9 protein-coding genes and 1 riboswitch are annotated in these 13663 nt (G+C 71.3%); of the genes, 6 read left to right on the forward strand and 3 right to left on the reverse strand.

Annotation, left to right across the window (positions count from 1 at the left end):
* Positions 1–124: 124 nt before the first annotated feature.
* The 3 genes from IHD13_RS11345 to IHD13_RS11355 are packed head-to-tail and all read right to left on the reverse strand — an operon-like array spanning position 125 to position 2939.
* Entirely contained in the window at positions 125–889 is a 765-nt protein-coding gene (locus tag IHD13_RS11345) for an ABC transporter ATP-binding protein (RefSeq protein ID WP_195861162.1), read from the reverse strand.
* A complete protein-coding gene (locus IHD13_RS11350; protein WP_195861163.1) occupies positions 886–1953 on the reverse strand; it encodes a FecCD family ABC transporter permease in 1068 nt (355 codons plus the stop codon). The genes IHD13_RS11345 and IHD13_RS11350 overlap by 4 nt, the downstream gene beginning before the upstream one ends.
* Positions 1950–2939 (reverse strand): ABC transporter substrate-binding protein, encoded by a 990-nt coding sequence (locus tag IHD13_RS11355; protein WP_230086265.1) that lies wholly within the window; start codon positions 2937–2939, stop codon positions 1950–1952. The genes IHD13_RS11350 and IHD13_RS11355 overlap by 4 nt, the downstream gene beginning before the upstream one ends.
* Before the next feature lie 418 nt (positions 2940–3357).
* Positions 3358–3578: riboswitch (cobalamin riboswitch) on the forward strand.
* Between the two features lie 128 nt (positions 3579–3706).
* On the opposite strand from IHD13_RS11355, the gene IHD13_RS11360 reads away from it, so the two are divergent.
* From IHD13_RS11360 to IHD13_RS11385, 6 genes are read left to right on the forward strand one after another with little or no spacing between them, the layout of a single operon-like run.
* Positions 3707–5446: an AAA family ATPase gene (locus IHD13_RS11360; RefSeq protein WP_195861165.1), complete on the forward strand. Its 1740-nt coding sequence runs from the start codon at positions 3707–3709 to the stop codon at positions 5444–5446.
* On the forward strand, positions 5439–6815 hold the full coding sequence (locus IHD13_RS11365; RefSeq protein ID WP_195861166.1) for a cobyrinate a,c-diamide synthase: 1377 nt from the start codon (positions 5439–5441) through the stop codon (positions 6813–6815). Before IHD13_RS11360 ends, IHD13_RS11365 begins: the two co-directional genes overlap by 8 nt.
* The gene (gene cobW / locus IHD13_RS11370; RefSeq protein WP_195861167.1) at positions 6812–7933 is read left to right on the forward strand and encodes a cobalamin biosynthesis protein CobW; all 1122 of its coding nucleotides are present in this window, start codon (positions 6812–6814) and stop codon (positions 7931–7933) included. Before IHD13_RS11365 ends, cobW begins: the two co-directional genes overlap by 4 nt.
* Positions 7933–11820 (forward strand): cobaltochelatase subunit CobN, encoded by a 3888-nt coding sequence (gene cobN, locus IHD13_RS11375; protein ID WP_195861168.1) that lies wholly within the window; start codon positions 7933–7935, stop codon positions 11818–11820. Before cobW ends, cobN begins: the two co-directional genes overlap by 1 nt.
* Positions 11820–13040 (forward strand): cobalamin biosynthesis protein CobG, encoded by a 1221-nt coding sequence (locus IHD13_RS11380; RefSeq protein ID WP_195861169.1) that lies wholly within the window; start codon positions 11820–11822, stop codon positions 13038–13040. Before cobN ends, IHD13_RS11380 begins: the two co-directional genes overlap by 1 nt.
* Entirely contained in the window at positions 13024–13653 is a 630-nt protein-coding gene (locus IHD13_RS11385) for a precorrin-8X methylmutase (RefSeq protein WP_195861170.1), read from the forward strand. Before IHD13_RS11380 ends, IHD13_RS11385 begins: the two co-directional genes overlap by 17 nt.
* Positions 13654–13663: the final 10 nt, after the last annotated feature.

Below are 13663 nucleotides of genomic sequence, written 5' to 3' on the forward strand. Positions count from 1 at the left end.
GCTGCTGGTGGCAAGCGCAGCCGACAAGCCATGGGGTCATAACGCGCGATTCGGTACCTTCGTGAATAAGGCGGGTTCACGCTAAACGGCGAAGAACCCGAAGTAAGTGCCTGGCCCGGTCGGCTCACAGGGCACTGCGAAAGCGCAGGATCCGGCCGTGATCCCTGGGGTCATCGAGGAAGTCCGCCTGCACGCCGAAGGTGCGGCGCAGCCGCTCGACGGTGAGGACCCGCTCGGGCGGGCCGATGTCCACCAGGCGGCCGGCTTCCATCACCCCGATGCGATCACAGGCCATGGCCTGATTGAGGTCGTGCAGGGCGATCACCACCGTGACCGGTAGCCGCCCGACCAGTTGCAGGATCGACAGCTGGTGGCGGATATCCAGGTGGTTGGTGGGCTCGTCGAGCAGCAGGATCCTCGGCCGCTGGGCCAGGGCGCGGGCGATATGCACCCGCTGGCGTTCGCCGCCGGAGAGGGTGTGCCAGAGACGCCCCGCCAGATGTCCCATATCGACGTCGTCGAGGGCCTGGCCGACGATGGCATCATCCTCGTCGGACCAGGGCCGCAGCGGCGAGAGGAAGGGGGTCCGACCCAGGGCGACCACCTGGTGAACCACCACCCGGTCGAGGGTCTCCGCCTGCTGCTCGACGAAGGCGAGGGCGCGGGCGATATCCCGCTGGCGCATCCGCTGCATCGGCCGGTCATCCACCAGCACGCGTCCGCGCTTCGGCCGGCGCAGCCCGGCCAAGACCCGTAGCAGGGTGCTCTTGCCCGAGCCATTCGGGCCGATCAGGCCGAAGGTCTCCCCGGGGGCCACCGTGAGGCTGACCTCGCTCAGCAAGCGGTGCCCCTGGATCGTCCAGTCTATGCCTTCCGCGCTCAGTCTCATTGTCTTCTCGTCCCGCGCACCAGGATCATGGCGAAGGCCGGGGCGCCGATCAGCGCCGTGACCACGCCGATCGGCAGCACCTGCCCCGGCACCAGGATGCGCGAGAGGATATCCGCGCCGATCAGGAAGACCGCGCCGGCCAGCGCCGAGGCCGGGACCAGCCGGGTGTGGCGGCTGCCGACCAGGAAACGCATGGCATGGGGAATCACCAGGCCGACGAAGCCGATGGCGCCGACCATGGAGACCATCACCGCGGTGACCAGGGCCATGGCGCCGATCAGCACGCCGCGCACCCGGTTCACGGCGATACCCAGCGCGGCGGCGCCGTCGGCCCCGAAGGTAAAGGCGTCCAGCGCCTGCCGGTACCACAGGCAGACCAGCAGGCCGCCGAGGGCGGCGGGCAGTCCCAGGAAGACATCGTCCCAGCGCACGCCGGAGAGGTTGCCCATCAGCCAGAACATGATCCCCCGCGCCTGCTCGGCACTCGCCGACCTGGCGATGATAAAGGCGGTGAGGGCATTGAAGAGCTGCGAGCCGGCGATACCGGCGAGGATGATGGCCCCCGCGGCCTGGGCACCGCGTCCGCCCCCGGTGCCGCTGCCGGCGGCATGGGCGAGCAGCACCACCAGGCCGAAGGCCAGCCCCGCCCCGGCGAAGGCGCCGAGGGAGAGCGTCAGGGTGCCGGCGCCGAGCCCGGCGATGGTCACCGCCACGGCGCCGGTGGAGGCGCCGGCGGAGATCCCCATCAGGAAGGGATCGGCCAGGGGATTGCGCAGCAGCGCCTGCAGGACCACGCCGGCCAGGGCCAGCCCGGCGCCGCAACCGGCGGCGAGCAGGGTGCGGCTGAGCCGATAGTTCCAGATGATGCCGGCATCGATGCGATCGACGGCATAGCCGGCCCCCCAGAGCTGGTTGGCCAGCACCTTGAGGATGGTCTCCACCGGGATCGAGGTCTCGCCGATGGCGGTACCCGCCATGATGGCGATAAACAGGATCGGTGGCGCCAGCCAGGCCCAGCGCCATGGCAAGCGCACCGATGGAGGCAGGACTATCGACGAATTCATCGGTCGAAGGCGAGGGTCGGCAAGGCGTCGACCAGGGTTTCGAGGCCGACGAGGGTGCGCATGGTGGCGCTCATTGCATGGGCATCCATCTCGATGATGCGGCCGTTGCGTACCGCCGACATCTCCCGGGTCACCGGGTCGCTATGCAGAAAGTCGAGCTTTTCGGCGATATCGTCGGCCGGGTAGCGACGACGATCCATGCGGGCCACCACGATGATATCCGGGTCGGCCCGGGCGATGGATTCCCAGCCGACGGTGGGCCACTCCTCATCGGATGCCACCACGTTGCGGATGCCCAGCGCGTCCATCATATAGCCCGGTGCACCGAGCCGGCCGGCGACATAGGGATCGGCGGATCGGTCGGGGGAAGAGAACCAGAATACCGCCGACAACTCCTCCGGCAGTTCCAGGGCCTCGGCAGCGGCGATGGCAGTCGCCTCGCGCGCTTCCAGGTCGGCCACCAGCGCCTGCCCGGCCTCCTGGACGTCGAAGATGGTGGCCAGCTCGCGGATGCCCTTGTAGACCGCCTCGGGGGAGAAGGCGGCGACGCGAGTGCCGTCGCCGCCGGTGCTGTTGTCCTTGGTATCGCAATCCGCCGGCATCACATAGGTGGCGATGCCCAGCTCGTGAAACTGCTCGCGGGTCGCGACGCTGCCGGTGGGGCCGATATGCCACTCATACTGGGCGGCGACGAGCTCGGGGCGGCGGTTGACCACGGCCTCGAAACTCGGGTCGTTGTCGGCCAATCGCTCGATGCCGGCATTGACCTCGCGGAACTCCGGCAGCACCGGAGTGAACCAGACCGAGGTGCCGGACACCCGCTCGGCCAGTCCCAGGGCATAGAGGATCTCGGTGGCCGACTGGCCGACGGTGACCGTGCTTTCCGGTGCGGATGGGACGCTGATTTCCATGCCGCAGTTGGTCAATGTCAGCGGATAATTCGTGCCATCTGACAGGGCATGGGAGGCGGGAATTATCGATAACATGGCCAGTAGATGGCGAGCGAATTTCATAAACTTTCTTCCGGTAATATTTGGATAATGGATACTGAATTAACGCTAAGTTTTGGTTCATCGAAGATCAGAGTGAAGCCACGGAATAGCTGATTTTCGACAGGCTATTGTGGGAGTTCGGCTATGCCGAACGATTGGCGCCGTCAGGCGCCTTGGTGCTTCCCAGGATCGCCCTTCGGGCGATATCGCGCGGAATCCGCGCTCCCACAATGGCATTCACGTCAGAGTGCGAAGAACCTAAGTTTTTGGCGGTAAATCGATAAATAAGCCGCGTCTTGCATGATGGGGCTCGTCGCTCTCCCCGGGGAGTCGGCGCAAGCGGCGAAGATCATGGAGGAAGTCGGCACAAAAAAACAAGCCCGGTTGCCGCCGGTGCGGTTCTTGCTTTAGGATGGCCCGACTGAAAATGGGTGCCCCTGCCTGCAGGGGATAATCGGGAAGTATGGTGAGGCCTCGCGCCGATCCCATCGCTGCCCCCGCAACGGTAATGAGTGAAACGCCTGCGACGACCACTGGCATCCGCCGGGAAGGTGCAGGCGACGGCACGGCGCCGAGACGATCTGCGCCATGCCCTCCTCGAGCCCGGAGACCGGCCCATTATTTCGTTCATCCAGTGACGGTGCGGTGGGCACCGGGGATAGTCTGCCTGTGATTCCTTTCCTAGCTTCCCGACGGGGCATCCGTCGGGGGCCGCGGCTGGTCGTGTGCCAGGCCCCGACGCCGTGTCGGGCGGTGGCGCCATGAGCCCCGTGGCCGAGTTCCCCTTCGTCGCCGTGGTCGGCCAGCCGGCCCTCAAGACCGCCCTGCTGCTCAACGCCATCGACCCCCGGGTGGGGGGCGTGCTGATCAGCGGACCCCGCGGCAGCGCCAAGTCCACCCTGGCCCGGGCGCTGGCGGCGATCCTCCCCGACACCGCCGAGGGGCGCCGGCCGCCCTTCGTCACCCTGCCGCTGGGCGCCAGCGAGGAGCGTCTGACCGGCAGCCTGGACCTGCAGCGGGTGCTGTCCGAGCGCGAGGCGGCCTTCCAGCCGGGGCTGCTGGCCAGGGCGGACGGCGGCGTGCTCTACGTCGACGAGGTCAACCTGCTGCCGGACTCCCTGGTGGACCTGCTGCTCGACGCGGCGGCCAGCGGCGTCAACAGCGTCGAGCGCGACGGCATCAGCCATCGCCATCCCGCCCGCTTCGCCCTGATCGGCACCATGAATCCCGACGAGGGGGAGCTGCGCCCCCAGTTGCTCGACCGCTTCGGCCTCTGCCTCGAGCTCGAGGCGGCGGTGGGCGTCGAGGAGCGCATCGCCATCCTGCACCAGCGGGAGGCCTTCGACCGTGACCCCGAGGGTTTCGTGGCGAGCCATGCCGAGGCCCAGGCCGCGCTGACCCACCGCCTGAGCCAGGCGCAGCGGGTGCTGCCCGACGTGACCACCGACCCCTGGGTCTACGAGCATATCGCCCGGGGCTGCGAGGCCGCCGGCGTCGAGGGCCTGCGGGCGGACGTGACCTGGCATCGCGCGGCCCGGGCCCATGCCGCCTGGCGCGGCGCGACCAAGGTGACCCAGGAGGACCTGGAGACCGTCGCGCCCTGGGTACTGGCCCATCGCCGCACCCGGGAGCCCCGGCCCGATCACACGCCGCCGTCCGGTGGCCTAGGCGGGCAGGGCGGCTCCGATGGCGGGGCGGGCGGCGGTGCCGCGTCCGGCGACGGCCAGGCCGGCCCGACTGGAGAGGGGCAGTGGGGCGCCATGCCACCGCAGGCCCAGCCGAGCATCGACGTGCCGGCCCAGGCGCTGCCGACGACCGAGGCGCCGGCACGTACCGCCGCCGCCTCGCCCGCGGCGACAGCACCGCGGGGGACCTGGCCGCAGGGCGGGCCGGGGCGGCAGCGTTCCGGTGGCGAGGCCAGGCCGCGCCGGCCGGACTGGTTCGCCACCCTGGTAGCCAACCGCGGCCGCTGGCCCTGGCGGGAACTGCGCTATCGCCGGGGCCGCGCTAGACAGCCGCTGGTGCACCTGGTGCTGTTGGATACCTCCGCCTCCACCCTGGGCGGGCAGCGGCTGGGTCGCGCCAAGGGGCTGGTGGAGCGGCTGGGGCGCGAGGCCTACGCGGCCCGGGAGCAACTGGCGGTGCTGGGCTTCGGCAACGACGGCGTCACGCCGCTGGTGCCGCGGCGTCGCGCCCCCAAGGCGCTGCCCGGGCGGCTCGAGGCCGCCGGTGGTGGTGGCGGCACGCCGCTGCGCGAGGCGATCCAGCACGCGGCGCGGCTGATTCGCCGGTGGCGCCGGCAGGACGCCGGCCTGCGGGTGCGCACCTACCTGATCACCGACGGCCGCACCCGCCAGCCCCTCGACGGCCTGCCGTCGCTGGGGGAGTGCGTGGTCGTGGATACCGAAGCGGCCGCCGTCAAGCGCGGCCGCGGCGCGCTAATCGCCGCGCAATTGGGCGCCCGCTATCACCCCTTCTCCAGTAGAGAGTCCCATGACTAAGCCGACCGAGGCGGCGAGCGCCGCCTGTCCCGCCCTCTTTATCGCCGCCCCGGCCTCGGGGCAGGGCAAGACCACGGTGACCGCGGCCCTGGCCCGGCTGCTGCGCAACCGGGGCAAGGTGGTGCGGGTCTTCAAGACCGGCCCCGACTACCTGGACCCGCGGGTGCTGGCCCAGGCCTCCGGGCGGCCGGTGGACCCCCTCGACCTGTGGATGGCCGGCGAGGCCGATTGCCGCCGGCGCCTGTACGAGGCCGCCCGGGAGGCGGACCTGATCCTGGTGGAGGGCGCCATGGGGCTGTTCGATGGCGAGCCCTCCAGCGCCGACCTGGCGGCGCTGTTCGACCTGCCGCTGGCCATCGTCATGGACGTCAAGGGCATGGCCCAGACCGCGGCGGCGCTGGTGGCCGGCCTGGCGGGGTTCCGCGATGACGTGCGCATCGCCGGGCTGATCGCCAACGCCTGCGGCTCCCGGCGCCACCGGGAGCTGATCGAGGCTGCGCTGCCGGCCGAGATTCCGCTGCTGGCCGCGGTGCCCCGGGATGCCGCTCTGGCCCTGCCGGAGCGCCACCTGGGGCTGGTCCAGGCCGAGGAGATCCGCGACGACCTGGAGGCCCGCTTTGAGGCCGGCGCCGCCGCACTCGAGGCCGAGGGGCTGGCGGAGGCGCTGCTGGCGCTGCCGCCGGTCACCTTCGCGGCGCCGCCCCAGGCCGCCACGGCGCCCCTGCCGTCGCTGCGGGGCCGGACTATTGGCGTGGCCCGGGACGCGGCCTTCAGCTTTATCTACCAGGCCAACCTGGAGCTGCTGGAGCGCATGGGCGCGAGCCTGCGCTTCTTCTCGCCGCTCACCGACAGCCGCTTGCCGCCCTGCGATGCCCTCTGGCTGCCGGGGGGCTACCCGGAGCTGCACGCCGCTCGGCTTGCGGCGAACGTGCCGATGCGCGAGGCGATCCAGGGCTTCTTCGCCGCGGACAAGCCGATCCTCGCCGAGTGTGGCGGCCTGCTCTACTGCCTGGAGAGCCTGACCGATGTGGACGGCGAGACCCACGCCATGCTGGGGCTGCTGCCCGGCCGGGGCGCCATGCGCGGGCGGCGCGGCTGCCAGGGGATGCAGACCGCCGAGCTGCCGGAGGGGCCGGTGCGTGGGCACGCCCATCACCGCTCGGTGGCGGAAGGCACGCCTGAGCCCATCGCCTTCGGCCGGCGCCAGCGCCACCCCGCGCCGGGGGAGGCCATCTATCGTGAGCGCGGCCTGACGGCCACCTACCTGCACCTCTACTTCCCCGATAACCCCGCCGCCCTGGCCCGGCTTTTTGCGTCGAGCGGGCAGCCGGCATGCGCGACCATAGAGACTGAGGAGTCCCAAGGATGAACCTGAACAAGATCCCCGCCACGGTGGTGACCGGCTTCCTGGGCAGCGGCAAGACGACGCTGCTGGCCGGCATGCTGCGCCAGGTCACCGGCAAGCGCATCGCCGTTATCGTCAACGAGTTCGGCGAGCAGGACATCGACTCCAGCCTGCTGCGCGGCTGCGCCCTCGGCTGTGATGAAGAGGGGGAAGACGCCCCCGTGGAGCTCGAGCGCGGCATCTATGAGCTGGCCAACGGCTGCATCTGCTGCACCGTGGAGGAGGAGTTCCTGCCGGTGATGAAGCAGCTGGTGGCCCGCCGCGACGATATCGACCATATCCTTATCGAGACCAGCGGCCTGGCCCTGCCCAAGCCGCTGGTCCAGGCCTTCAACTGGCCGGAAGTGCGCCAGCACTGCACCGTGGACGCCATCATCACCGTGATCGACGGCCCAGCGGTGGCCGCCGGCCGCTACGCCAGCGACGTCGACAAGGTGGAGGCCCAGCGCCGGGCCGACGAGAGCCTGGATCACGACCCCAGCCTGCGCGAGCTGCTCGACGACCAGCTCAGCGCCGCCGACCTGGTGCTGGTCACCAAGACCGATCTGCTCGCCCCGGATGAGCGGGCTCGAGTGGAAGCGCTGGTGGCCCAGCGGGTGCCGGCCTCGGTCAAGACCCTGTTTATCGACCAGCGTGCCTATGGTGACCAGTCTCGGGCCGCGGACCGGGCCCAGTTGGAGGCCCTGATGGGCATCGGCGCGGCCAGCGAGGAGCATATCGACCGCATCGACAACCACCACGATCGCCACCACGCCGAGGGGGCCCACCACGACCACGCCCACGATCACTTCGACTCCTGCGTGATCCGCCTGGGCGAGGTGGACGGCGAGGCCCTGGCGGCGCGCCTCCAGGCGCTGCTGCAGGGCCACGAGATATACCGCGCTAAGGGCTTCGCGGCCCTGCCGGGCAAGCCCATGCGCCGGGTGATCCAGGCCGTGGGCGAGCGCCTCGACGGCTACTTCGACCGCCTCTGGGCGCCGGACGAACCGCGCGCTACCCAGCTCGTGATCATCGGCAAGGGGCTGGATAGCGAGGCCCTGCACGCCGCCCTGGCGGGCGCCGAGATCGCGACGGCGCCCTGATGCACCTCTTCGCCGCCAAGCCCGGGGGCTTCGTCGACGACGAGGGCATCGTCGACCTGCAGCAGAGTCCCGCCGAGGTCGTCATCCTGTCCGCCGCCGACAGCAGCCTGTCGGCCCTGGCCCAGGCGGTGGAGCGCCTGGACGGGGCGGGCGGCGAGGGCTTTCCCTCGCTGCGCCTGGCCAACTGGATGAACCTGGTCAAGCCCGCCGCCTATGACCTCTACGAGGATCGGGTGCTGGACGAGGCGCGGCTGGTGATCGTCTCGCTGCTGGGCGGCAGCGGCTACTGGCGCTACGGCTTCGAGCGCCTGCAGGCCTGGGCGGCCGCCGACAAGCGGCGTCAACTGATCCTGGTGCCGGGCTGCGACGCCCCGGACGACGATCTGCTGGCGGCCTCGAGCGTCCCCATCGCCTTGGCCCACCGGGTGTGGCGCTACCTGCGGGAGGGGGGCGTGGACAACGCCGAGCAGCTGCTGCGCCGTGTCGGTGCGGAATGCCTGGGACTGCCCCTGGCGTGGCAGGAGCCCAAGCCCCTTCCCGCGGCGCTGCTCTATTTTCCCCAAACCGCTTCTTATCAAGGTTCTGGCCGGGGGGCGCCGCTCACCACCCTGAGTGAGTGGCAAGCAAGCCGCGACCCCGCGCGTCCGGTCTGCCTGCTGCTCTTCTATCGCAGCCATCTGCAGGGCGCCAATACCGATGTGCTGGATGGCCTGATCGCGGCGCTCGAGGCCCAGGGCCTGGCGCCCCTGGCGGTGGCGGTGGCCTCCCTCAAGGAGTCGGCCTGCCTGGCCTTCGTCAATCACCTGATCGAGGAGACCGGCTCGGGCCTGGTGGTCAATACCACCGGCTTCTCCGTCAATCGCCATACGGACGATAGCGAGGCCCTCGGCGAGGCGGAGCTCGAACAGGAGCTCGCGGGACTCTTCGTCGGCCGGCCGGTGGTGCTGCAGGCGATCCTGGCCAGCAGCACCGAAGAGGACTGGCGGGCCGAGGCCGGCGGGCTGCGCAGCCGCGACCTGGCCATGCAGGTGGTGCTGCCGGAGATGGATGGCCGCATCCTGACCCGGGCGGTGGGCTTCAAGAGCGAGGCCCACTACAGCGAGCGCTGCCAGCTGTCGGTGGTTCGCCACGCCCTGCACCCGGAGCGCGCCGCCTTCGTCGCCCGGCTGGCGCGGCGCTTCTGCGACCTGCGACACGGGCCGAATCGGGACAAGCGCCTGGCACTGGTGCTGGCCAACTACCCCAACCGCGACGGGCGCATCGGCAACGGCGTCGGCCTCGACACCCCGGCCTCGACGGTCGCCATCCTGCGGGCCCTGGCCGGGGCGGGCTATCCGGTGAGCGAGGTGCCGGAGGATGGCGACGCCCTGATCCGACGGCTGCAGGGCGGCGTCACCAATGCTCGCGAGGCCCTGGACGGGCGCCCCTGCTGGCAGAGCATCGCCGTCGGCGACTACCTGGCCTGGTTCCGGACCCTGCCGGAGGCCCTTCAGGCGGCGGTGTGGACGCGCTGGGGGCCGCCCGGCGCGGACCCCAAGTGCCGCCAGGGCCGGCTGATGATCGCCGGGATCCGCCTGGGGGAGACCTTCGTCGGCATCCAGCCGGAGCGCGACATCAGTGAAGGGCCTGGCGCTGACCTCACCAAGAGCTATCACGATAGCGAGCTGGTGCCGCCCCATAGCTACCTGGCCTTCTATCTCTGGCTGCGCGAGCACTATCGGGTGGACGCGGTGATCCATGTCGGCAAGCACGGCAACCTGGAGTGGCTGCCGGGCAAGAGCACGGCGCTCAGCGCCGACTGCTGGCCGGAGATCGCCCTGGGGCCGCTGCCGCACTTCTATCCCTTTATCGTCAACGACCCGGGGGAGGGCGCCCAGGCCAAGCGCCGCAGCCAGGCGGTGATCATCGACCACCTGATGCCGCCGCTGGCCCGCGCCGAGCTCTATGGCGCCATGGCGGAGCTGGAGGCGCTGACCGACGAGTACTACCAGGCCCTCGGCATGGACCCGCGCCGCGAGGCCCTGCTGCGCGAGCGGATCCTGGCCCATCTGCGCGACACCGGGATCGACCGGGAGCTGGCCCAGGGCGGGGATGGCACCGAGGGCGACACGGATAACGAGCGCCTGCTTAACGAGCTGGATACCTACCTGTGCGATATCAAGGAGGCGCAGATTCGCCACGGCCTCCACGTGCTGGGCAGCCTGCCGCCCCGGGACAAGCGGGCCGGGACCCTGGTCGCCATCCTGCGGCTCCCGAGAGGCGAGTCGCCGGCCCAGCGCGGCCTGCTGCACAACCTGGCCGCCGACCTGGGGCTGCCGCCGGAGTTCGACCCCCTGGCGGCCGGGGCCGAGCCCTGGCACGGGCCGCGGCCAGCGGCGCTGGCCGCGCTCGACGATTCCCCCTGGCGCAGCGCCGCCGATACCCGCGAACGCCTGGAGCTGCTGGCCCATCGGCTGGTGGAGGCGCACATCCTGGAGGAGGGCTGCCTGGCGACCCTGGCCCGCGACTACCCGGCCACCGCCGAGCAGTGCCGCCATGCCCGGGAGCGGCTCTGGGCCGATATGCAACGCGGCGCCGAGATGGAGCTGCAGTCGCTGCTGGATGGCCTCGAGGGGCGCTTCGTGCCCCCCGGGCCAAGCGGCGCCCCCAGCCGCGGGCGCCTGGACGTGCTGCCCACCGGGCGCAACTTCTTCGGCGTCGACAACCGGGCGATTCCGTCCCCCGCCGCCTGGTCCCTGGGGGAGGCCTCGGCCCAGGCGTTCGTCGAGCGCTACCTGCAGGATCACGGTGACTACCCGCGCCGCCTGGGCCTGTCGATCTGGGGCACCGCCACCATGCGCACCGGCGGCGACGATATCGCCCAGGCCTTCGCCCTGATGGGGGTGCGGCCGGTCTGGTCGCTGGGCTCCCGGCGGGTGATCGATATCGAGGTGATTCCCGCCATGCTGCTGCAGCGGCCCCGGGTGGACGTCACCCTGCGGGTCTCCGGCTTCTTCCGCGACGCCTTCGCCAATGTGATCCGCCTCTTCGACCGGGCGGTGCGGGCGGTGGCCGAGTACCAGGAGCCGGGGGACTCCAACACCATTCGCACGGCGGTCCGGGCGCGCCGGGACGAGCTCGAGGCCCAGGGGCTCTCACCCGAGGCGGCGGCCCGGGAGGCCGGCTACCGGGTCTTCGGCAGCAAGCCCGGCGAGTACGGCGCCGGCCTGAACCGGCTCCTCGACAGCCGCGCCTGGGAGGACGCCGACGACCTGGCCGAGGCCTACCTGGGGGCCGGGGCCTTCGCCTACGGCCAGTTCCCGGAGTCCGGCGTCGCCGCCCGGGCCGCCTTCGAGCACCAGCTCGAGGGGCTGGAGGCGGTGATGCACAACCAGGACAACCGCGAGCACGATATCCTCGACTCCAACGCCTACTACGCCTTCCAGGGCGGCATGGCCAACGCCAGCCGGGCGCTGGCCGGCCAGGCCCCGGCCATCTACCACGCCGATCACGCCGACCCGGCGCGGCCGCGGATGCGCACCCTTGAGCAGGAGCTGGCCCGGGTGATCCGCTCCCGGGTGCTCAATCCCAAGTGGATCGAGGCGATGCGCGAGCACGGCTACAAGGGCGCCGCCGAGATGGCGGCGACGGTGGACTACCTGTTCGCCTACGACGCCACCACCGACCTGGTGGCCGACTACCAGTACGCCCAGGTCACCGAGGCGCTGGTGCTGGACCCGCGTAACCAGGCGTTCCTGCGTGAGCATAACCCCTCGGCCCTGGAGGAGATGGCGGAGCGGCTGCTGGAGGCCGCGCAGCGCGACCTGTGGCGGGAGCCCGGCGAGCAGGGCGAGGCGCTGCAGGACCTGCTGCTGGAGATCGACGAGAGCCGGGAGCTGGCGCCCTGATGGTGGATCAGCGGGATACGGTGGCCAAGGCGAATCAGCCACGTATTAAAGGCTGGTGCCCCGGGGCCTGGCACCCCATGGCCAGCGGCGATGGGCTGCTGGTGCGGGTGCGGCCGCGGTTCGGCCGGCTGACCCGGGACCAGCTGCTGGCGCTATGCGAAGCGGCGGAGACCTACGGCAGTGGCCTGATCGAGCTGACCAGTCGCGCCAACCTGCAGCTGCGCGGCGTCTCCGAGGCCGCCTGGCCCGGGCTGATGGAGGCCCTCGTCGAGCACGGCCTGGTCGAGGCGGACCCCGCGGCCGAGCGCCGTCCCCAACTGCTGCTGGCCCCCGACTGGCGGGCCGGCGACGCCACCCATGAGGTGGCGCGCCTGCTGGAGGCCCGGCTTAGTGAGCTGCCGGCGCTGCCGGCCAAGTGGGGCCTGGCCATCGACGCCGGGGCGGCGCCACTGCTGGGCGAGGCTTCGGCGGACCTGCGTATCGAGCGGGCGGCGGTGGGGGGCCTGCTCGTTCGTGCAGAGGGCCGCGCCCGGGGCACCCCGGTGGACTCTCCCGCTGCCGCCGTCGAGCTGCTGATTCGGCTGGCCCACTGGTTCGTCGCCAGCGGCGGCCGCGACGCCGGGCGGATGCGCCGGCACGAGGCGCCGCTGCCGCCCTGGGCGCCGGCATCCACGCCGCCGGCTTCTACATTGCCAATCAGGGCCGGCAAGCCCATGGCGCTGGGGCGGCATCCGAGGGGGCGAGTCCTTGGCCTGCCCTTCGGCCGGGCGGAGGCCTCAGTGCTGCGGGCTGCGGTCGGCTCCGAGGCGCTTACCGCCGTGCGGGTCACCCCCTGGCGGCGCCTGCTGATCGAGGGGGTTCCCACGGAGGAGACTTTCCAGAAACAGGTGCCGCCGGGGCTAGTGGAGAGCGAGGGCGATCCGCGCCTGGCCATGCAGGCCTGCCCCGGGGCCCCCCACTGCGAGCAGGCCAGCGTGGCGACCCTGGGCCTGGCGCGGGCGCTGGCCGAACGCCGGCTTATCGCGGGCTCCGTGCATCTCTCCGGTTGCGCCAAGGGCTGCGCCTGCCGGCAACCGACCGACCTCTGCCTGACCGGGCGGGACGGGCGCTATGACCTGATCATCGGCGGTCGCGCCGATGGCACGCCGGCCGCCACCGGCCTCAGTGAATCCGATGTGATCGAATACCTAGAGAAGAATCGCGATGCCTTACGTCTATGAAACGGACGGCCCGGCCATCTACCGGGAGTCCTTTGCCACGATCCGGCGCGAGGCCGAATTGGCGCGCTTCGCGCCGGAGGAGGAGCCGGTGGCCGTGCGCATGATCCATGCCGCCGGCCTGGTGGAGCTGGCCCCCTACATTCATTTCCGTGGCGATGCGGTGAACCGGGCCCGGGCGGCGCTGGAGGCGGGGGCGCCGATCCTCTGTGACGCGCGCATGGTCGCCGAGGGCATCACCCGCACGCGCCTGCCGGCGGACAACGCCATCCTCTGCACCCTGCACGACGCGCGGGTGCCCGACCTGGCCTGGGAACTGGGCAACACCCGCTCGGCGGCGGCGCTGGAGCTGTGGCGCCCCCAACTGGACGGCGCGGTGGTGGCCATCGGCAATGCGCCGACGGCCCTGTTCCACCTGCTGAATATGCTGGAAGACCCGGCGTGCCCGCGGCCGGCGGCGATCATTGGCTGCCCGGTGGGCTTCGTGGGCGCCGCCGAATCCAAGCAGGCCCTGTGGGAGAGCGCCGCGGCGCCCTGCGTGGTCGTCGAGGGGCGCCTCGGCGGCAGCGCGGTGACGGTGGCCGCCCTCAACGCCATGGCGGATCGCCGCGAATGAGCCTCGCCAC

Origin of the sequence: Halomonas sp. 328 (genome assembly GCF_015645095.1) — a bacterium.
GTDB lineage: Bacteria > Pseudomonadota > Gammaproteobacteria > Pseudomonadales > Halomonadaceae > Bisbaumannia.